Below are 20,461 nucleotides of genomic sequence, written 5' to 3'. Positions count from 1 at the left end.
TGACCGGCGTTGACGCCGGATCGTACGGTGACCTCTACATGGGCCAGTACCAAAACGGCTCGGGTACCGTGCTGGTCGATGGCATCGGTTCCACGCTGAAGGTCAAAGGACAGGTCGTGCTAGGCGACTCGGGCAATGGCTCCATGGTGGTCTCCAACGGTGGCCAGGCGAGTGCGGGGGAATCCATTTTCGTCGGCGACCGCACCGGAGGCACAGGCACTCTGACGGTGACCGACGCCGGTTCCAGCCTGACCACGGGCGGCGACCTTCAGGTGGGGTCGGTCGCCACCGGCTCGATGACGGTGACCGACGGCGCGAAGGTCTCCGTCGACCGCGATGCCTATGTCGGCTTGTATGCAGGTGCCGATGGCACCCTCACCGTCACCCGCTCGGCGACGTTCGACGTCCTCACGGGAGCGATCAACGTCGGCGATTCGGGCACGGGCAGGATGACCGTGAGCAATGGCGGCAAACTGAACACGGTCGACATGCTGATCGGCAACCAAGCCGAGGGGAAGGGCGATGTCACGGTCAGCGCTGCCGGTTCGAGGATTTCCGCGCACCGCGATCTGGTGGTCGGTGGAAAAGGCCTCGGCACGTTGTCCGTCCTCGCCGGTGCGGGTGCCGAAACCGGCAATGTCTACGTCGGCGAGCGCCAAGGCGGCACCGGCACCGTGCGGGTGGACGGCCGGAGCGATGGCCTTCGTTCCCGGCTGAGGGCCGATGTCGATATCCACGTCGGCGAATCGGGCCATGGCTCCATGGTCGTCTCCGGCGGTGGCTCGGCGAGTGCGTTGCAAAACATCGTCGTTGCCAACAACAGCGCGAGCGTCGGTGATGTGACCGTGACCGGAGCCGGCTCCACACTCGGTGCGGCCGGCAGCCTGGTGGTCGGCAACGCGGGCACCGGCAAGCTCTCCGTCCTCGGCGGTGCCCAGGCCGATGCGCAGTCCACGTCCATCGGGCAGGCGGCCGGAGGCGTGGGCACCGTGACGGTCGACAGCGCGGGCTCGACGCTGGAAGTGCAGAGAACGCTGCAGGTGGGTGTGCAGGGCAACGCGTCGTTGAGCGTGTCCGGCGGGGCGCAGGCCACGGTGGGCGCCTCGGCGGTCGTCGGCGCGGACGCCCCGGGAACCGGCACCGTGCAAATCGGCGGGGCGACCTCCAGCCTGACGACCACCGGATCGCTGCGGATCGGAGGTTCGGGCCACGGCGTGCTGAGCATCGCCGATGGCGGTGGATTGACGGTGCAGCAGGACCTCGTCGTCGCCGACGTCGGGGGCTCACAAGGACAACTCAACGTGACCGGGGCCGGCTCCAGGACCGTCACCGCGGGCGGGCTGCAGGTGGGGTCAAGCGGGACCGGCACGATGACGGTGGACGGCGGTGCCCAGGCGTCCGTCGCCCTCGATGCCCAGGTCGGCGCGAACGCGGGCGGCAGCGGCAGCCTTGCCGTCACCGGAGCGTCCTCGGCGTTCGCCGTCGCGGGCGCCCTGCAGGTCGGCCCGTCCGGCAACGGCGCGCTGGACATCACCAACGGCGCGCAGGTCACCAGCGCGACCACCTCCCTGGGCAGCAACGCGGGCGCCACCGGCACCGCGGTGCTGGCCGGCGCGGGCTCGTCGCTCACCACCGGCGACGTGTTCCTCGGCAGGAACGACCTGTCCGACCCGTCGAAGCCGAACGGCGGCACCGCCAGCCTCACCGTCACCGACGCGGCCACGCTGCGCGCGGGCACCGTCTCCGTGGCCGTCACCACCGGCTCGATCGGCACGCTCAACATCGGCGCCGACGCCGCCAGCGCCGCCGCCGCCCCCGGCACCATCGACGCGAAGAACATCGTGTTCGGCCAGGGCGACGGTGCCCTCGTCCTCAACCACACTGCCCAGGACTACAGCTTCGCCCCCACCATCGACGGCACGGGCCGCGTCCAGGCCCTCTCCGGCACCACCACCCTGGCCTCGGGCAACACCTACACCGGCGGCACCTCGATCACCGGCACCACCACCCTCAAGGGCTCGGCCACCAGCTTCGGCTCGGGCGCGATCCAGAACAACGGTGCCCTGGTGCTCGACCAGCCCGCCGACGCCGCCTTCGCCAACGTCATGGCCGGCACCGGCGCCCTGACCAAGACCGGCGCGGGCCTGCTCAACGTCACGGGCGACTCCTCGGGCTTCACCGGCGCCACCTCCGTCGCCGCCGGGCGCCTGGCCGTCAACGGCTCGCTCTCCGGCTCCGCCGTGACGGTGCAGTCCGGCGCCACGCTCTCGGGCGCGGGCACGGTGGGCAGCGTGCGCGCCCAGAGCGGCGCCACCGTGGCCCCGGGCAACAGCCCGGGCACCCTGAGCGTGGCCGGCGACTACCACCAGGCTGCCGGCGCCACCTACGCCGCCGAGCTGGTCCCCGGCAGCACCGTCTCCGACCGGATCGCCGTGGGCGGCACCGCCACGCTCGACGGCGGCGCCGTCATCCACGTGGCCAAATACGGCACGGGCGGCTACACCCCCGGCACGCGCTACACCGTCCTGAGCGCCGCGGGCGGCGTCAAGGGCACCTACACCCTGACCGGCGAGACCGACGTCTCGGCGTTCTACGCGCTGGGCGCGACGTACGACGCCAACCACGTCTACCTCGACACCGTGCAGGTGCGCCCGCTCGCGGCCGCGGCCGCCACGATCAACCAGACGGCCGCGGCCCGCGGCGTGCAGGGCCTGCCCCTGGTCAAGGGCCTGCCCACGGCGATCGGCTCGCTGCGCACGGACGCGGACGCCCGCCGGGCGTTCGACCAGCTCTCGGGCGAGCTCCATGCCTCGGTCCGGACCGTGTTCCTGGAGGACAGCCGCTTCGTGCGCGAGGCCACCCGGCGGCAGGTACACGCCAGCGGCGGCGAGGACCGCAAGGACAGCGGCGAGTCGGTCTGGGCGCACGCCTACGGCGCCTCGGGTCGCTACGACGGCGACGGCAACGCCGCGGGCCTCCAGCGCGACATCGGCGGGCTGTTCGCGGGCACCGACGCGGCCGTCTCCGCCGACACCCGCCTGGGCATCGTCGGGGGCTACGGGCGCTCCCGCATCACGCTCCAGGAGAGCCGTGGCTCGGCCACCGTCGACACCTACGGCCTGGGCCTGTACGGCGCCACCCAGTGGGACCGCACGCGTGCGAGCTACGGCGTCAACGAGGCCTGGCACAAGCTCTCGACGAGCCGCTCGGTGGGCCTGGAGGGCTTCGCCGACCAGCTCTCGGCGGACTACCGCGCCCGCTCGACCCAGCTCTACGGCGACGTGGGCTACCGCATGGGCGCGGAGCTGGGGCTGGCGCCGGCGGCGCTGGAGCCCTTCGCGAGCCTGGCCTGGGTCGACCTGCGGACGTCCGGCACGCAGGAGCGCGGTGGCGCGGCCGCGCTGGGCGTGGCGAAGGGCTCGACCCGGGTGGGCTTCGCCACCCTCGGCCTGCGCTCGGCCGCCACGCTGGACATCGGCGGCGTGCCGGTGGTGGCCAGCGCACTGCTGGGCTGGCGCGGCGTGCTCGGGGGCACCACGCCCTCGAGCGCGAACGGCTTCGCCGGCGGCACCGGCGCGGCCGGCTTCGTCGTCCAGGGCGTGCCGCTCGCGCGCAACGTCGCGGCCCTCGAGGCCAACGTGAGCGCAGCCCTCACCCCCACGCTCACCCTGGGCTTGGCCTACGCCGGGCAGATCGGCCCGGGCTTCTCCGACCACGGCATCAGGGCCAGCCTCGCTCTGAAGTTCTGAAGCCCGGGGTCTCCGGGCTCCCCCTGCGCGACGCCAGCCATCGGCAGGCAACGCGCGGGGTGGCACGGCCGGTGACACGCCTGCGGACGCGCGCAGCGCCTCGTCTGGGCGCCGTCCGCCTTCCTCTCCACTCCTCGTCCTTTTCCCTCACTTTCCGTCTTGAGGACCCCCTATGAACCGCACCTTCCGCAGTCTCTGGAACGCGTCTCTCGGCACCTTCGTCGCCGCCCCTGAAACCGCCTCCGACACCGGCCGCGCCGGCGCCAGCATCGGCGGTGCCCGACTCCTGGCATGCCGCCTGACGCCATTGGCCCTCGCCCTGGCCCTGGCGCACGGCGCGCACGCCGGTCCCTCGGCCACGCAGCTGCCCACGGGCGGCGTCGTGCAGGCGGGCAACGCCCACATCGCCACGAGCGGCAACACGCTGACGGTCGGCCAGACGTCACAGCGCGCCGTCATCCAGTGGGACAGCTTCGACGTCGGCAGGAGCGCGGCGGTCCATTTCGTCCAGCCCGATGCCGGCTCGGTCACCCTCAACCGGGTCGTCGGCAATGAAAGCTCCGTCATCGACGGCGCCCTGAAGGCCAACGGCCAGGTGTTCCTGGTCAACCCCAACGGCGTCCTCTTCGGCAGGAACGCGGTGGTCGACGTGGGGGGCCTGGTGGCCAGCACGCTCGACATCCCCAATGCCGACTTCATGGCGGGCGGCTCGACCTTCTCGCTGGGCGCCCGGCGCGGTCTCGTGACCAACGAAGGCCGCATCGCGGCCGGGGAAGGCGGCTACATCGCGCTCATCGGCCAGAAGGTGCGCAACGACGGCACGTTGCTCGCGCGCATGGGCACCATCGCCATGGCCGCCGGCGACCGGGTGACGCTCAACTTCAACGGCACCTCGCTCGTCGACGTCGCGATCGATCGGCCGACGTTCGACGCCATGGTGGCCAACCGCCAGCTCATCGTGGCCGACGGCGGCCTCGTCAAGCTCACCGCGGGCACGGCCGACGCGCTGATGAGCACGGTGGTCAACAACACCGGCACGATTCAGAGCCGCACCGTGGAGAACCGTGCGGGCCGCATCTTCCTGCTCGGCCAGGGCGGTGGCGTCGAGGTCGACGGAACGCTCGACGCCTCGGCGCCGACGCATGGCGACGGCGGTTTCGTCGAGACCTCGGGCGCCAAGGTCGCCGTGGCCGATGGCGCGGCCATCAACACGACCGCGGCCGATGGCCGCACGGGCACCTGGCTGGTCGACCCGACCGACTTCACCGTGGCCGCGAGCGGCGGCGACATGACCGGCGCGACGCTGACCCGGCTGCTCGCCACCAACAACGTGACGCTGCAGTCGAGCGCGGGCTCGGCCTCCGGGGCCGGCAACGTGAACGTCGACGACGCCGTCAACTGGAGCGCCCACACGCTCACGCTGGAGGCGTCGAACGACATCAACGTCAATGCCGTGATGACGGCCACCGGTTCGGCGGGGCTGAACCTGAAGGCGGCCAGCAACGCGGTGAACTTCGGCCTCGGGCCCAACGGCTTCCTCGGCCGGCTGGATTTCAGCGGCACGGGGGTGCTGCAGATGAACGTCAACGGCGTGCTGACGCCCTTCACGGTCATCGACAGCGCGAGCGGCCTGCAGGCCGTGCGGAGCGGGTTGTCGGGCAATTACGCGCTGGGTTCGTCCATCGATCTGAGCGGGATCAATTGGACTCCCATCGGCTCGACCTCTTCAGCAAGATTCGCCGGTGTGTTCGATGGGCTCGGCCACACGGTCGACAAGATGGACATCACCTTCGCAGCCACCGCGAACGTGCTGTATCGAGGTCTGTTCGGAAGTACGTCGGGCATCGTTCGCAACGTGGGCGCGACGAATGGCGTGATCAACATCGACGGCGGGGCCTATGCCGTGGGTTACATCGGATTGCTCGCAGGCCAGAACGTCGGCGAAATGCGCAACGTGTACGCGACAGGCAATGTCTCGGTCTCCTCGACCAACGGCAATATCGGCCTCAAGAGCGGGATCGGGGGGCTTGTCGGCGAAGTCAATGCGGCACAGGGCCCGGCCCGAATCAGCAACGCATTTGCCAATGCCGTCGTCGACGCGACCATCAATGGCTCGCAATTCGCCAGCGTGGGTGGCTTGATCGGCTCCCTGGCGGGCAGTCTCTCGAACGCATACTCCACCGGCTCGGTCGCTGGATACCAGTCCGTCGGTGGCCTCGCGGGCCAAGCCGAGAATTACGGATCGAGCACCGGCATCGACCATGTCTACTCCACGGCCACCGTCACCGGTCAGACCAGCGGCATCGGAGGATTGGTAGGCACGAACAGGGCAAGCATCGATCACGGTTACGCCGCCGGAACCGTGAATACCGCAGGCACGTCCTCCAGTGGCTCGGTCGGGGGCTTGATCGGTTGGAACACCGGCCAAATCACCAACAGCTACACGACCAGCAAGGTCAACACCATCTGGGCGAACGACCCGAACGCCTATTACAACGGAACCGGCTATGCCGTGGGTGCGGTGCTCGGGGCGGACTTCGGCTATTACGACAGCGCGGCATCGAAGAATTCTCAAAGCGCGGTCAACATCCCCTACAACGCCGACGTGGCGGGCTCGCTCGGTCCGGTGGGCTTCCACTACGACACGACCGTCGACCCGACCTACGGCTTCACGGTCACGCAGCCCTCGGGCATCGGACTGACCAGCGCGCAGATGACGAGCAAGGCCAGCTACGCCGCGCTGGGCTGGGACTTCACGAACGACTGGGCGATGTACGAGGGCCATACCGCCCCGCTGCTGCGCACCTTCATGAGGCCGCTGACCGTCTCGGCCGCCATCGCGCCGACGAAGGTCTACGACGGTCGAGCCGACGCCGGCACCGTCTTCTACTCGACCCCGGTGGACCCGTCGCACCTGTTCGGCACGCCGACGCTCGCCGGCGTCGGCAGGAACGTCGGCACCTACACCGCCACGCCCACGGGCGTCTGGTCCGACCAGCAGGGCTACCTCATCACCTTCGTCGGCGCCACCACGACCGTGACCCCGGCCACGCTGGTCGTCACCGCCGCCGGCGGCATCCAGGTCTACGACGGCACGCGCAACGCCGTGGTCACGCTCTCGAGCAACGCCATCGCGGGCGACCAGCTCACGCTCGGCCAGGGCTCGGCGCTGATGGCCGACAAGAACGTCGGCACCGGCAAGGCCGTCACGGTCTCGGGCATTTCCCTGAGCGGCGCGGACGCCGGCAACTACGTCCTGGCCGGCACCTCGGCGAACACCACCACGACCGTGACGCCCGCCACGTTGAACGTGAGCGCCAGCGCTGCCAGCCAGCACCTGACCAACGGCCGGAACGTCGAGGTCGCGCTTGGCGGCGATCCGATCGGCGGCGACGTGGTGGCGGTCGGCCGCAGGGAGGCCACGGTGGCCGACGGCAGTCCCGGCCCCGGCCGGACGGTGACGGTCACGGGACTCGCCCTGTCGGGCCCGGACGCCGGCAACTACGTGCTGGCCAGCGACACGGTCACGACGACCGTCGACATCCTCCCGCCCTCGCCCACCGTCGTGGTGGAACCGCCCCCTTCGGCGGTCGCCCCGGTGCCCGGGACGTTCCCGGCCACGATCGTGGCCGGCCCGGTCCCGGACGACGGCGCGATCGCGCGGGCGGTGCAGGTGCCGCAAGCCTTGCGCGCCGAGGGCATCGCCATGCTGCGCATCGCGTCGATTCCATCGGCCTCCGGTGCCGGCGAAGCGGCCGGTCCGGGCTCGCAAGCCGTGTTCGTCTACGCGACGCCCACCGGATCGGTCGACCGCAGCATCGATCTCGACGAAGTCCGCTCCATCGCCCAGGTGCCTTCGGAGACGCCCCTGACCGTGCCCGTCGCCGACGCCCGGTTCGTCTCCATCCTCGACGGCGGTGTCCGCCTGCCCAAGGGCGTGGCGCAGAGGTTCTTCGCCAGCGCCACCTCGACCCGTTGAACAACCCGCATCAAAAGATGAAAAACAATCTGCTCGAAATGTCCACGTTCGCGCTGCTCCTCGGCGCGACCCTCCACGCAGCGGCGGCGTCGCCCCCGGGCATCGGCGAAGTGCTGCAGCAGGCGAGCCCGGCCGCGGAGCTGCCGTCGAAGGCCACGCCGTTGCCCCGGATCGAAGGAAAGCCCGCCGACGAAGGGCCGCTGAGCGTGCTGCCGGGCAACCTCCCGCGCATCGCCGTCCGCGGCTTCCAGTTCACCGGGAACGACGTCTACACGCAGGCGCAGCTGCACCCGCTGGTGCGGGACGCCGAGGGCAGGGAACTCACCATCGCGCAGCTCGACGACGTGGCCACGCGCATCACGCGGCGCTACCGGGACGCGGGCTATTTCGTCGCCCGTGCCTACGTGCCGGCCCAGGAGATCGTCGACGGGCAGGTGCGCATCCGGGTGATCGAGGGCCGTTACGGCGACTTCAACCTCGACCATCGGGGTCGTCTGAAGAAGGAGACGGCGCAGGCGATCCTCGAGACGGCCAGGGAGCGCGACATCGTGTCGCTGGACACGCTCGAACGCGCCATGCTCGTGCTCAACGACACGCCCGGCGTGCATGTCACGCGGGTGTCGGTGAGTCCGGGAGCCCGGGTCGGCACCTCCGACTTCGACGTGGCGACCGAACCCACGCCGGAGTTCGTCGGTGCCGCCGTCGTGGACAACTACGGCAGCGTCTACACGGGCAGGAACCGCCTGAGCCTCGCGGGCGCGTGGGACGGCGTCGGCGGCAACGGCGATCGCCTGGACATCGCCGCCTTGATCACCGGCCACGCGGGACTCGCCAGCGGCAGGCTGGGGTACGGGCGCCTCCTGACGCCGAGCGGCCTGCGCGGCGAGTTCGCGCTTTCGCGCACGACCTACAGCCTCGGAAACATCTATTCGTCGCTCGGCGCCGTCGGACATGCCGAGAGCGTGTCGGGTCAGTTGACGTACCCGATCGTCCTGACCGGGACCGACCGCCTCACGGCCAGCGGGGGCGGCTCCTACACCGGTCTGGTGGACGAGATCCGCAGCACCGGCGTGCGCCTGCCGAAATCGGTCGCCACGGTCACCGGGGGCCTGGAATACGCCGGCATCGGCTCGAAGACGGCGACGCAGGCCGGCGCGCTGCTGACACTCGGCAGCCTCGACATCCGCGATGCGACCGCCCGGGCCGCCGATGCGACCGGCGCCGATTCGCACGGCTCCTTCTCGAAGCTCGGACTGCATGCGGAGCATCGCCGGATGCTGCCGTACGAAGTTCAGCTGGACATGCGACTGCGGGCACAGGCGACCCTCTCAGGGAAGAGCCTGGACGGCAGTCAGAAGCTGGCCGTCAGCGGCTCGGACGGGGTGGCCGCCTATGCGCCCGGCGAACTGCTCGGCGATTCGGGCGCGGTGGTGCGTTTCGCGCTGAGTCGCTCGTTCCGGCTGAACGACGCCGTGAGCATCGCGCCGAGCATCTTCGTGGACGAAGGCCGGGCCCGCAATCGCCACGCCATGGCCGGCATCGCGCGCGAACGCAGCCTCGGCGACGCCGGCCTGGGGATCGCGGCCCGCTGGCGCACCGCGACCCTGAGCCTGCAGTGGATCGCACGCACCCACGGCGGCGACGCCGTGTCGGAGCCCGTGTCGAAGCACCGGGTGCTCGGCCAGCTGTCGGTCGGCTTCTGAGCCTCGACGGGCGCGTCCCGGTGGACGTCCGACCGCGACGTCGCCGTCAGCGCAGCGCCTGCCGCAGCCAGTCCACGAAGGCGGCGCACTCCCAGCGCTCCAGCGTGCCCGGCCGCCAGCACAGGAAGTAGTCGTGCGGCGAGCGCACGCTCGCGCGCGAGAGCCGCACCAGCCGGCCGCTGTCGAGCCAGGCCTGCCCCAGGCGCAGCCGCATCAGCGCGACGCCGAAGCCGGCCACGGCCGCGTCGAGCACCAGCCCCAGGTCGTTGAACTGCGCGCCGGAAACGGGTTCGGGCCGCGTGAGGCCGGTGGCGTGGAACCAGGTGCGCCACGGCTCCAGCGGCGAACGGATGAGGTGGGCCCGCGCCACCGTCTCGTCGTCCGCGAAGCCGTCGAGCGGGCCGACCTCGTGCAGGTAGTCGGGGCTGCACACCGGGCAGACCTCGTCGGAGAGCAGGTGCATCGACTCGCGATCGGCGAACGGGCCGGTGCCGAAGCGCAGTTCGATGTCGGCCTCCTCCGCCGTCACGTGGTGGACGGGAATGGTCACCTGCAGGATCAGCTCGATGTCGGGAAAGGCATGGCGGAACAGCGCCAGGCGCGGCAGCAGCAGCTGGCGCGAGAAGGTCGGCGTGACCGCCACGCGCAACCGCGCCACCGGCGGCAGGTGCGAGGACTGCGCCCGGCCCGGCACCTGCTGCAGGGCCGAGAGCGCCTCGCGCACCCGCACCAGGTAGGCCGCGCCGTCGGTGCTCAGGCTGAAGTCGCCGCGCGCGAAGACCTTGAAGCCCAGCTGCGTCTCCAGCTGGCGGATGCGGTGGCTCACCGCGCTGGGGGTGACGTTCAGCGCCTCGGCCGCCTGCGTGACGCTGCGCAGGCGCGCCAGCGCCTCGAAGGCGAGCAGGCCGGCGATGGGCGGAATGCGGGGCGGGGTCATCGGAAGGTGGCTGAAACAGGCCATTGTGGCCGCGCCACCGTCACGGCGCGCCGGGATAATCGACGTCCCACCGCTGTCGATTCGCGAGCGTCCCCCATGTCCTCCCTCACCTTGCGTTTCCTGGCCGAAGCCGGTCCTCCCCACACCGGCGGCAGGATTCCCGGCGGCACCGTCCTGCGCTGGATCGACGAGGCCGGCTGCGCGTGCGCCACGAACTGGGCGCAACGTCCCTGCGTGGCGGTCTTCATCGGCAGCGTGCGCTTCCAGCGCCCCGTCCACGCCGGCAGCCTGGTCGAGGTCGAGGCCCACCTGGCCTACACCGGCGAGACCGGCATGAACATCGCGGTCGAGGTGCGCAGCGGCGACCTGACCGGGGGCGAGATGCAGACCGCCACCGAGTGCCTGATCGTCTTCGTCGCGCTCGACGCGCAGGGGCGCCCCGTGCCCGTGGACGCCTTCGCGCCGGCCACGCCGGGCGAGATGGCGTTGGCCCAGCGCGCACGGGCACACCTCGAAGCCGGCCGGATCACGGCCGGCGGCATCCCGTCCGGCGGCGCCGCGCGCGCCCTGCCGCCGACCCTCCCCTGATCCGCCTGCTTTCTCGACGACCAGCCTTCCCGGAGTCCTTTCTTGCAAGCCCTCCAGAACCTGAACCCGGCGTCCCTGCTCGACACCTTCGTGAGCGTCGCGACGGCCTTCGTGCTCGGCGGCCTGATCGGCTTCGAGCGCCAGGTGCGCCAGCGCACCGCCGGGCTGCGCACCAACACGCTGGTGGCCGTGGGCGCGGCCGTCTTCGTCGACATGGCCAACCGCCTGCACGGCCACGACGGCGCCGTCCACGTGGCGGCCTACGTGGTCTCGGGCATCGGCTTCCTGGGCGCCGGGGCGATCATGAAGGAAGGCGCCAACGTCACCGGCCTGAACACGGCCGCCACGCTGTGGGGCTCGGCGGCGGTGGGCGCCTGCGCCGGCGCCGACCTGATCGGCGAGGCCGCCATCGCCGCGCTGTTCGTGCTGGCGAGCAACACGCTGCTGCGCCCCGTGGTCAACCGCATCAACCGCCGCCCGGTCGACGAGGAACGGGCCGAGGCCACCTACGCGGTCTACGTCGTGTGCCGACGCGACGTCCAGGCCGCCGCGCAGGACCGGCTGGCCGAACTGCTGGAAGCGGCCAGCTACCCGGTGCGCGACCTCGACCAGCATGCCTTCGGCCAGACCGACACCGAGATCGAGGCCACCCTCTACGCCACCGCCGTCGACGCCGACGAACTCGACCGGGTCGTCGCGCAACTGGAGCGCCACCCCGGCGTCCTGCAAGCCTTCTGGAACGCCCGGGCAGAGAACTGACCCAACCCCCAGTCTTCGCGCACTTCGTGTCGCTTCGCCAACCCCCTTTCAGGGGGCAACACCAGTGGCCCGGCGAAGCCGGTTCCACGGTGTTCCTGGCCTGAGGCCGCGGCAGTCCCGCAGGCCGCGACCGACGGAAGCGCAAAACTCCTTCAGTCGTCGAAGGTGTAGTCCTCGGCGCGCAGGAGCTCCCAGGCGCCGCCGCCCTTCAGGCGCAGCACGTGGGAGTGGTAGCGCAGCACCGCCGGGCGGTGGGCGATGCTGATGACGGTCGTGCCAGCGTCGCGCAGGCGCCGGTAGAGCACGGCCTCGTTGGCGCTGTCGAGCGCGCTGGTGGCCTCGTCCAGGATCACCAGCCGGGGCTGGCGCACCATCACGCGGGCGAAGGCCAGGCGCTGCTGCTCGCCCATCGACAGCAGTTTCTCCCAGTCGTGCGATGCGTCCAGGCCACCGACGCGTCGGGCCAGTTCCGGCATCTGCACCTCGTCGAGGATTTCCAGCAGCCGCTCGTCGTCGGGGGGCGTGTCGCCGCCGCCGGGATAGAGCAGCTGGCTGCGCAGCGAGCCCGTCTGCATGTAGGGCCGCTGCGGCAGGAAGAACACGTCCTGCGGCGGCGGATGGCGCACCGTGCCGCTGCCGGTGCGCCACAGCCCGGCGATGGCGCGCAGCAGCGAACTCTTGCCGCAGCCGCTCGGCCCGGTGATGAGCAGGCCGTCGCCCGGCGCCAGCGACAGGCTGAGGTCCTGCACCAGCAGGCGGCCGAACTGCGGCGTGTAGAGCGTCAGCGCCGCCAGCGTGAGCTGGTCGCCGATCTCGACCTGGATGCGCGGTCCCGGCGCGTCGGGCGCCGTGGCGCCCTCGACGGCGACGTTCTCGGCGCCGGGGACGATCTGCCGCCGCGCCGCCTTGGCGCTCGACGCGGTCGGCTTCGCCACGTCGCCGGTGTGCGGCACCGGCCCGCCGAAGACGCGCTGGGACAGCGTGTGCAGCCGGTCGATGCCGGCGACGAAGCGGCTCAGGCTCTCGAAGTTGTCGACGATCAGCGAGACCGCGCCCAGCACCGCCGCGAAGGCGCCGGCCGCCTGCACCGCGCGACCGACCTCCAGCTCGCCGGAGAGCACGTCGTTGGCCAGGATGATGCTCGGCAGCACCAGCGTGAGCTGGCTGAAGGCACGCTGGAACAGGTTGAGCGAGCGCTGCTTCTTGATCAGCCGCGCGTAGTTGACGAACACTTGCCCGAAGCGGGCGTCGATCTCGGTGCGTTCCTGCGACTCGCCGCGGTAGAAGGCGATCGACTCGGCGTTCTCGCGCAGGCGGATCAGGCCGAAGCGGAAGTCCGCCTCGCGCCGCAGCTGCCAGAAGTTCAGCCGGATCAACGGCGCGCCGAACAGGTAGAGCGCGCCCACCGTGCCCGCCAGCGCGTACAGCACCAGGAAGCCCACCAGCACGTGCGAGATCGACCACAGCACGGCGCTGAAGGCCACCAGCTGCATCAGCGAGCCGATGAAGATCAGCATGAAGTGGATCGAGCGCCCGGTGAAGGTGTTGATGTCCTCGCTGATGCGCTGGTCGGGGTTGTCGACGTCGCCGCTGGCGCCGATCTCGTAGTAGCGGCGGCTGCCGAGGTAGCCGTCGAGGAAGCGCGCCGTCAGCCAGCGCCGCCAGCCGTTGGAGAAGGCGTCGCGCATGTAGTAGTAGAACGCGTAGACCGGCACCGCGAAGGCCAGCACCGCCAGGCAGGCGCGCACCGCGCTCCAGAAGCGGTCGGCCTCGCGTCCGGCCAGGGCCGAGGTCAGCTCGCCGGTCTTGTCGTTGAGCATCACCGCCAGCTGGGTCTCCAGCAGCATGAGCGCCACCAGAAGCGCGATCAGCGACCAGGCCCGCTTCTTCTGGTCGCCCTGCCAGTACGGCTTGGCGACGGCCAGGAACTGCCGCCAGGCGGTCATCGACAGCGTCGGCGCCCCGCGCTTGCGGCGGACTCGGGAGGATCGGGGTGGGAGGTCGGACACGGGGCGCGTGGGGAAGGAAGGGCGGGAGATCGGGCAGCCGGATTCTGGACGGCCCCTCTCCCTGCCCCGTGTCGGACGAAGTCACCGGGGCGCCGCGGCGCGCGGCGCGATGGGTGACCGTGGCGCGCTCAGGCCGCCGGCAGCACCGTGCCCCGGGCCTCGCCCAGGCCGATGCGCACGGCGCCCTCGCGCTCGCACCAGCCGCGCAGGATCAGCGTGTCGCCGTCCTCCAGGAAGGTGCGCTGCTCGCCGTTGGCCAGCAGCAGCGGCCGCTTGCCGCCGCCGGTGAGCTCCATCAGCGAGCCGGCCTCGCCCTCGCCCGGGCCGGACAGCGTGCCCGAGCCCATCAGGTCGCCCGGCTGCAGGTTGCAGCCGTTGACCGTGTGGTGCGCGACCAGCTGGGCCGGCGTCCAGTAGGCCGCGCGCGCCATGTCGGTGGCCGACAGGCGCACCGGCGCCTCGCCGGCCGCGCGCATGCGCTCGGTCTGCAGCAGCACCTCCAGCGCGATCGAGATGGCGCCGCGTTCGCGGTTGGCCGGCGTGTCGAGGTAGGGCAGCGGCTGCGGGTCGAGCGCGGGCCGCTCGAAGGCGGTGCGGAACGGCGCCAGCGCCTCCATCGTCACCACCCACGGCGAGATGGTGCTGGCGAAGTTCTTCGACAGGAACGGCCCGAGCGGCTGGTACTCCCAGCCCTGGATGTCGCGCGCCGACCAGTCGTTGAACAGCGTCACGCCGAAGAGATGGCGCTCGGCGTCGTCCAGCCCGATCGGCTCGCCCAGCGCGTTGCCCGGACCGATGAACCAGCCGAGTTCGAGCTCGCAGTCCAGCCGCTTCGACGGCCCCATCGTGGGCACCTCGGCGTCTGCCGGCTTGGTCTGGCCCTTGGGGCGCCGGAACGGCTGGCCGCTCGGGATGATCGAGGAGGCGCGGCCGTGGTAGCCGATGGGCACCCACTTGTAGTTGGGCAGCAGCGGGTTGTCCGGGCGGAACTGCTTGCCCACGGTGGTCGCGTGATGGACGCTGGTGTAGAAGTCCGTGTAGTCGCCGATGCGGCAGGGCACGTGCAGGGTCGCGTCGGCCTGCGCGACCAGGCACGATGCCCAATCCGCCTGCCGGTCGCTGCCCTCGGCCAGGCCCTGCGAGAGGCGCGAGCGCAACTCGGCGCGCTGCTCGGGCGTCGCCGCCATCAGCGCGTTCATGTCGGCATGGTCGACCAGACCGGCCGCGCGCAGGTCGAGGATGCGGTCGCCGATCGCCACGCCGATGCGCGGCGTCGCGTCGGCGGCGGTGTGGAAGCGGCCGAAGGGCAGGTTCTGGATCGGGAAATCGCAGCCGTCCGCGTTGGCGGAGGCGACCCAGCTGCGCAGGCCGGCGTCGTGGGTGGCGTCGAGGGCGATGCCGGGGGCGGTGTCGGGAGGGGTGGTCATGGCTTGAATTGGTCCTTGAGGCCGGCCCAGCAGTCGGCGTAGTCGTCGTCGAGGGCGCTAGAGCCCATCGCGTAGGGGGTGGGAACGAGACGGTAGCGGCTCTCGAACATGAACGCCAGGGTGTGGTCGAGCTTGTGCGGCTTGAGGTCGCCGTGACTGGCCTTGTCGAAGGCCTCCTCGTCGGGGCCGTGCGGCACCATCGGGTTGTGCAGGCTGGCGCCGCCGGGCTTGAAGCCGCCGGGCTTGGCGTCGTACTGGCCGTGGACCAGCCCCATGAACTCGCTCATCAGGTTGCGGTGGTACCAGGGCGGACGGAAGGTGTCCTCCATGACCAGCCAGCGCGGCGGGAAGATGACGAAGTCGCAGTTGGCGGTGCCGGGCGTGTCGCTCGGCGAGGTCAGCACGGTGAAGATCGACGGATCCGGGTGGTCGAAGCTGATCGAGCCGATGGTCATGAAGTGCGCCGTGTCGTACTTCACCGGCGCCAGGTTGCCGTGCCAGGCGACCACGTTGAACGGCGAGCGCTTCAACGGCGCGCGCCAGAAGTGGCCGCCGAACTTCTTCACCATCTCGTAGCCGCCCTCCCCTGCGACGGCTTCCGCGTCGTCCTCGTAGGCGGCCACGGGCGCCAGGAAGTCGCGCGCGTTGGCCAGGCCGTTGGAGCCGATGGGCCCGAGCTCCGGCAGGCGGAACTGCGCGCCGTAGTTCTCGCAGACGTAGCCGCGCGAGAAGCCTTGGCCATCTTCCGAGTCGGGCAGGCCGACCTTGAACGCCACGCCGCGCGGCAGCACGGCGATCTCGCCCGGGCGCACCTCGAGCACGCCCATCTCGGTGGTCAGCACCAGGCGGCCCTGCTGCGGCACCAGCAGCAGTTCGCCGTCGGCATCGACGAAGGCGCGGCGCGTCATCGAGCGGTTGGCCAGGTAGACGTGCGCCGCCACGCCGGTCTGGGTCTCGGCGTCGCCGTTGGCCGCCAGGGTGCGCATGCCGTCGACGAAGTCGACCTCGGCGCCCTCGCCGCCGTCGAAGGGCAGCGGCGCCCAGCGCAGGGGTTCGGGCGGCAGCACCAGCGCGGGACCACCGCCACCGGTCGTCCAGTGCGGCTGCGCATAGGGCTTGTAGCGCCCGGCCACCACCGAGGGCTGGCGGCGGTAGAGCCAGCTGCGGCGGTTCTCGTGACGCGGCGCGGTGAAGGCGGTGCCCGAGATCAGTTCCGGATAGAGGTCGAAGGGCGCGCGCTGCGGGCTGTTGCGCCCCCGCGGCAGGGCGCCGGCGACGGCCTCGGTGGCGTACTCGTTGCCGAAGCCCGACTGGTAGCGCAGCGGGGGGCGGGCGTCCGCAACGGGATCGGAAGTCGGGGAAGCCTTCGCGGCCTCGGCGAGAGGGGGTGATGTCATGGGGCGGTCTCCGGGATCGGTTTGAATTGGCTGGAAGGACAGATCGTTCGTCTAACCTGAATTCATTCGCCTTGAGCGAATTCGGCGAGTTTAGAGCGTCCGGCGCTTCATGTCTAATCCTCCTGTCCCCCCACGCACCCCACGAACGAACGAAAGACAGGGCACACCGATGGCCACCGGCAGCGACCGCGTCCAGCGCGGCATCCAGAGCATCGAGGTCGGCGGCCAGCTGCTGCGCGCCATGGTCCACCACGGCCGGCCGATGGCGCTGAAGGACCTGGCGCGCGAGGCCGACATGACGCCGGCCAAGGCGCACCCGTACATGGTGAGCTTCGGGCGGCTCGGCCTGATCGAGCAGGACGGCGCCAGCGGCCACTACCTGCTCGGCCCGCTGGCCCTGCAGCTCGGGCTGATCGGCCTGCAGCAGGCCGACCCGGTGCGCATCGCCGCCCCGTTGTTGGCGCCGCTGGCGCGCGAGATCGGCCAGACCGTGGCCATCGCCGTATGGGGCGCGCGCGGCGCGACCATCGTGCAGATCGCCGAGGCGCCTTCGCCGGTGCATGTGAGCCTGCGCCACGGCACGGTGTTCTCGCCGACGCGCACGGCCTCGGGCCGGCTGTTCGCGGCCCATCTGGCGCCGGAGGTCGTGCGCCAGCAGCTCGACGCCGAGCGCCGGCGCGAGAAGCAACGCACCACGGTCGACCCCGACGCGGCCGCCCCGCCCGCCCCGGGCACGCCACCGGCACCGCTGCCGTCCTGGGCGGAATTCGAGCTGCAGCTCCAGGAGGTGCGTGCCCAGGGCGCGAGCCGGTCGACCAACGAGGTGGTGCCCGGCGTGAGCGCGATGGCCGCGCCGGTGTTCGACCACACCGGCGCCATCGTGCTGGCGATGACGGCGATCGGCCCCTCGGGCACCTTCGACACGACCTGGGATGGCCCCGTGGCCCGCGCGCTCAAGGCGCAGGCGAACGCCGTCTCGGCACGCCTGGGCCGCTGAAACCCTTCGATTTCGCCTCTCCTTCTTCCCGTCCGATCCCGCCATGCCCCACGAAACCCGCACCGAGAGCCGCCTGGTCGACCTGGAGGTCAAGGCCAGCTTCACCGACGACCTGCTCGACCGCCTCAACCTGCTGGTCTACCGCCAGCAGGAGCAGATCGACCGCCTGATCGCCGAGCTCAACCAATTGCGCCGCCAATTGCCCGAGGAAAGTTCCGGCGGGCCCGGCGCAGGACACAATCCGCGCTCCGAGGTGCCTCCTCACTACTGAGCCGGGGCCCGTTCCACCACCCTCCCGTCCGGGCACGGCGCACGTCATCGAGAATCCAGCTTCCCGGTTTTCGGCTGCCGCCCCAAGAACATGCTTCAAAAACCCCTGGCCCGCACCGTCTTCAGCATGCTCGGCATGGCCATCGCGGCCACGTCGCTGGCCCTGCTGATCGGAGAGTTCACGGTCCAGCGCCAGCAGCAGGTCGAGGCCGCGGAACTCGCCGGCAACTACATCACGCGCACCGACCGCATCAGCGCCGAGGCCGCCGAGGCGCTCGCCCAGATCGCCCGCCTGCCGCAGGACCGCTGCTCGGAGGACGAGGTCGGCCGCCTGCGCGCCATCGTGCTGGCCTCGCAGCACATCAAGGTGGCCTCGCGCCTGCAGGAGGGCCGCATCGTCTGCACGTCCACCGTCGGGCGCGTCGATCCGCCGACGGCCCTGCCGACGCCCGATTTCGTCAGCCCCCAGGGCCGGCAGGTGGTGCTTTCCACGCCGCAGCTGGGCATCCCGGACGTGCAGGCGCTCATGATCGCCCAGGGCGACGCGGTGGTCACCGTCAACGGCCGGGCCTATGCCGATGCCGTCGACCCGCGGCTGTCCTACACCGTGGTGGCCGAGACCGGCGGCAAGCGCCGGGTGCTGTTCTCCGACGGCCCGGCGCTGGAACTCGACCCGATCCCGCTGCGCTCGGGCGAGGCCTTCGACGTCCAGGACCGCCGCTACGAGGTGCGCTGCTCGGACTCGTACGCCGGCTGCATCGTCGCCACCCTGCGTCGGCCGCCCTCGATCCTGCGCTCGCCGGTGCTGCTGGAGTTCGGCATGTTCGGCCTCCTGATCGGCTTGAGCGGCGGCTTCGTCCTCAGCTCGCTGATCGGGCGCTCCAACTCGCTGGGCCGTCAGCTGCGGCTCGCCCTGCATTCGGGCAAGCTCAAGCTGGTCTACCAGCCCATCGTGCGCCTGACCGATCGCCGCCGCGTCGGCGCCGAGGCCCTGCTGCGCTGGACCGACACCACCGGCAAGCAGGTCAGCCCCGACGCCTTCATCAGCGTGGCCGAGCAGGACGGCTTCATCGGCGAGATCACCCGCTTCGTCATCAACCACGTGCTCCAGGAACTGGGCGACGAGCTGCGGCGCCGGCCCGACTACAAGATCACCGTCAACGTGGCGGCCAGCGACATCATGGACGGCAGCTTCCTGCCGTTCCTGACCTCGCGCCTGCACGACGCCGGCCTGAAGCCCGCGAGCATCGGCCTCGAACTCACCGAGCGCACCACCGCCAACAGCCGCGAGATGGGTCGCGCCATCGCCCGCCTGCGCGAGGCCGGCTACAAGGTCTACATCGACGACTTCGGCACCGACTACTCGAGCCTGTCCTACCTCTCACGGCTGCGCGTGGACGCCATCAAGATCAACCGCACCTTCATGCAGGCGCTGCACGACCAGAGCGACCAGGACACCATCGCGCCGCAGATCGTGGCCATGGCCGAGGTGCTGGGCCTGGGCATCGTCATCGAGGGCATCGAGGAGGAGAACCAGGCCGCCTACTTCCTCACGCTGGCGCCCCACGCGCTGGCGCAGGGCTGGCTCTTCAGCAAGCCGGTGGAGGCTTCCAAACTCTTCGGGTCCTAGACTCACCCCCAGTCTCCGCGCACTGCGTGTCGCTTCGCCAACCCCCTTGCAGGGGGCGACACCGGCGGCCCGGCGAAGCCGGTTCCGCGGTGTCACGGGTTCACCCAGGCTGGCTCGTCCCGGGCGGATCAGGCCTTGGCGGCTTCCAGGGCGTCGCGGGTGCGGGTGGCCTCGCGGCGCGCGGCGGCCTCGAAGTCGTCGCCCGACGAGGCGTAGCAGATCGCCCGCGACGAGCTGACGACGATCGGCGCGTCGGGGCGCCAGCCGGCGCGCACCGTCGCCACCATGTCGCCGCCCTGGGCGCCGATGCCGGGGATCAGCAGCGGCACGGTCGGCGCCAGCGCGCGCACGCGCTCGATCTCGGCCGGGTAGGTGGCGCCCACGACCAGCCCGAGCTGGCCGTTGAGGTTCCACGGCCCCTGCACCAGGCCGGCCACGTGCTCGTAGAGCAGCGGCGCGCCGGCCACGCTCGCCAGGCGCTGGCCCTGCAGGTCGTCGCCGCCGGGGTTGCTGGTGCGGCACAGCAGGAAGGCGCCCTTGCCCGCGTGGCGCAGGTACGGTTCGACCGAGTCGAAGCCCATGAACGGCGACAGCGTGACCGCGTCGGCGCCATAGCGCTCGAAGGCCTCGATGGCGTACTGCTCGGCGGTCGAGCCGATGTCGCCGCGCTTGGCGTCGAGGATGACCGGCACGTCGGGCGCGGTGCGGCGGATGTGGTCGAGCAGCCGCTCGAGCTGCTCCTCGGCGCGGTGCGCCGCGAAGTACGCGATCTGCGGCTTGAAGGCGATCGCCAGATCGGCCGTGGCGTCGACGATGCGGGCGCAGAAGTCGTAGATGCGGCCGGCGTCGCCCCGGAGGCCGGCGGGAAAGCGGTTCGGCTCCGGGTCGAGGCCGACGCACAGCAGCGAGCGGTTCTTCTGTTCTGCGGCGCGCAGCTTGTCGATGAAGTTCATGGGGGACATCCTAGGGTGGGATCGGGCCGCGGCGTCGCCTGGGCGGGACGGCGCGGCCGGGCG

Annotated in this window: 13 protein-coding genes; 8 read left to right on the top strand and 5 right to left on the bottom strand. The window is 71.2% G+C overall.

The features are described 5' to 3' along the window. Positions 1-38 precede the first annotated feature (38 nt). The 3 genes from ABID77_RS14490 (at position 39) to ABID77_RS14480 (ending at position 9,431) form a co-directional block, all read left to right on the top strand. The gene (locus tag ABID77_RS14490; RefSeq protein WP_429597337.1) at positions 39-3,749 is read left to right on the top strand and encodes an autotransporter domain-containing protein; all 3,711 of its coding nucleotides are present in this window, start codon (positions 39-41) and stop codon (positions 3,747-3,749) included. A 172-nt stretch (positions 3,750-3,921) separates the two neighbouring features. Beyond that, positions 3,922-7,728: a YDG domain-containing protein gene (locus ABID77_RS14485; RefSeq protein ID WP_429597059.1), complete on the top strand. Its 3,807-nt coding sequence runs from the start codon at positions 3,922-3,924 to the stop codon at positions 7,726-7,728. Between the two features lie 38 nt (positions 7,729-7,766). Beyond that, entirely contained in the window at positions 7,767-9,431 is a 1,665-nt protein-coding gene (locus ABID77_RS14480; RefSeq protein WP_429597056.1) for a ShlB/FhaC/HecB family hemolysin secretion/activation protein, read from the top strand. A 46-nt stretch (positions 9,432-9,477) separates the two neighbouring features. Here the strand turns inward: ABID77_RS14480 and ABID77_RS14475 are convergent, their stop codons facing one another. After that, positions 9,478-10,368, bottom strand: a complete 891-nt coding sequence (locus tag ABID77_RS14475) for a LysR substrate-binding domain-containing protein (protein ID WP_429597053.1) — start codon at positions 10,366-10,368, stop codon at positions 9,478-9,480. Positions 10,369-10,464: 96 nt separating this feature from the next. On the opposite strand from ABID77_RS14475, the gene ABID77_RS14470 reads away from it, so the two are divergent. Both ABID77_RS14470 and ABID77_RS14465 read left to right on the top strand, forming a co-directional pair. Next, complete coding sequence (locus ABID77_RS14470; RefSeq protein ID WP_429597050.1) at positions 10,465-10,956, top strand: acyl-CoA thioesterase; 492 nt, start codon at positions 10,465-10,467, stop codon at positions 10,954-10,956. Between the two features lie 42 nt (positions 10,957-10,998). Then, on the top strand, positions 10,999-11,715 hold the full coding sequence (locus tag ABID77_RS14465) for an MgtC/SapB family protein (protein ID WP_429597048.1): 717 nt from the start codon (positions 10,999-11,001) through the stop codon (positions 11,713-11,715). A gap of 152 nt (positions 11,716-11,867) precedes the next feature. Here ABID77_RS14465 and ABID77_RS14460 read toward each other — a convergent pair whose 3' ends face one another. From ABID77_RS14460 to hmgA, 3 genes are all read right to left on the bottom strand, one after another. Further along, positions 11,868-13,724: an ABC transporter ATP-binding protein/permease gene (locus ABID77_RS14460; RefSeq protein ID WP_429597045.1), complete on the bottom strand. Its 1,857-nt coding sequence runs from the start codon at positions 13,722-13,724 to the stop codon at positions 11,868-11,870. Between the two features lie 128 nt (positions 13,725-13,852). Beyond that, on the bottom strand, positions 13,853-15,151 hold the full coding sequence (fahA, locus tag ABID77_RS14455; protein WP_429597042.1) for a fumarylacetoacetase: 1,299 nt from the start codon (positions 15,149-15,151) through the stop codon (positions 13,853-13,855). Further along, positions 15,148-16,548 carry a homogentisate 1,2-dioxygenase gene (hmgA, locus tag ABID77_RS14450; protein WP_429597039.1) on the bottom strand — a complete coding sequence of 467 codons (1,401 nt, stop codon included), beginning with the start codon at positions 16,546-16,548 and terminating at the stop codon, positions 15,148-15,150. The genes fahA and hmgA overlap by 4 nt, the downstream gene beginning before the upstream one ends. Before the next feature lie 169 nt (positions 16,549-16,717). On the opposite strand from hmgA, the gene ABID77_RS14445 reads away from it, so the two are divergent. The 3 genes from ABID77_RS14445 (at position 16,718) to ABID77_RS14435 (ending at position 19,445) form a co-directional block, all read left to right on the top strand. After that, positions 16,718-17,545: an IclR family transcriptional regulator gene (locus ABID77_RS14445; RefSeq protein WP_429597036.1), complete on the top strand. Its 828-nt coding sequence runs from the start codon at positions 16,718-16,720 to the stop codon at positions 17,543-17,545. Between the two features lie 43 nt (positions 17,546-17,588). Beyond that, on the top strand, positions 17,589-17,816 hold the full coding sequence (locus ABID77_RS14440) for a SlyX family protein (RefSeq protein ID WP_429597033.1): 228 nt from the start codon (positions 17,589-17,591) through the stop codon (positions 17,814-17,816). A gap of 90 nt (positions 17,817-17,906) precedes the next feature. Further along, positions 17,907-19,445: an EAL domain-containing protein gene (locus ABID77_RS14435; protein WP_429597031.1), complete on the top strand. Its 1,539-nt coding sequence runs from the start codon at positions 17,907-17,909 to the stop codon at positions 19,443-19,445. Between the two features lie 128 nt (positions 19,446-19,573). Here the strand turns inward: ABID77_RS14435 and pyrF are convergent, their stop codons facing one another. Beyond that, entirely contained in the window at positions 19,574-20,398 is an 825-nt protein-coding gene (gene pyrF, locus ABID77_RS14430) for an orotidine-5'-phosphate decarboxylase (protein WP_429597028.1), read from the bottom strand. Positions 20,399-20,461 lie beyond the last annotated feature (63 nt).

Origin of the sequence: Variovorax sp. PvP013, assembly GCF_050435945.1 — a bacterium.
In the GTDB taxonomy this organism is placed as follows: domain Bacteria; phylum Pseudomonadota; class Gammaproteobacteria; order Burkholderiales; family Burkholderiaceae_C; genus Variovorax.
The sequence above is the reverse complement of the archived record's forward strand: the minus strand, read 5'-3'. Positions and strand labels throughout refer to the sequence as shown.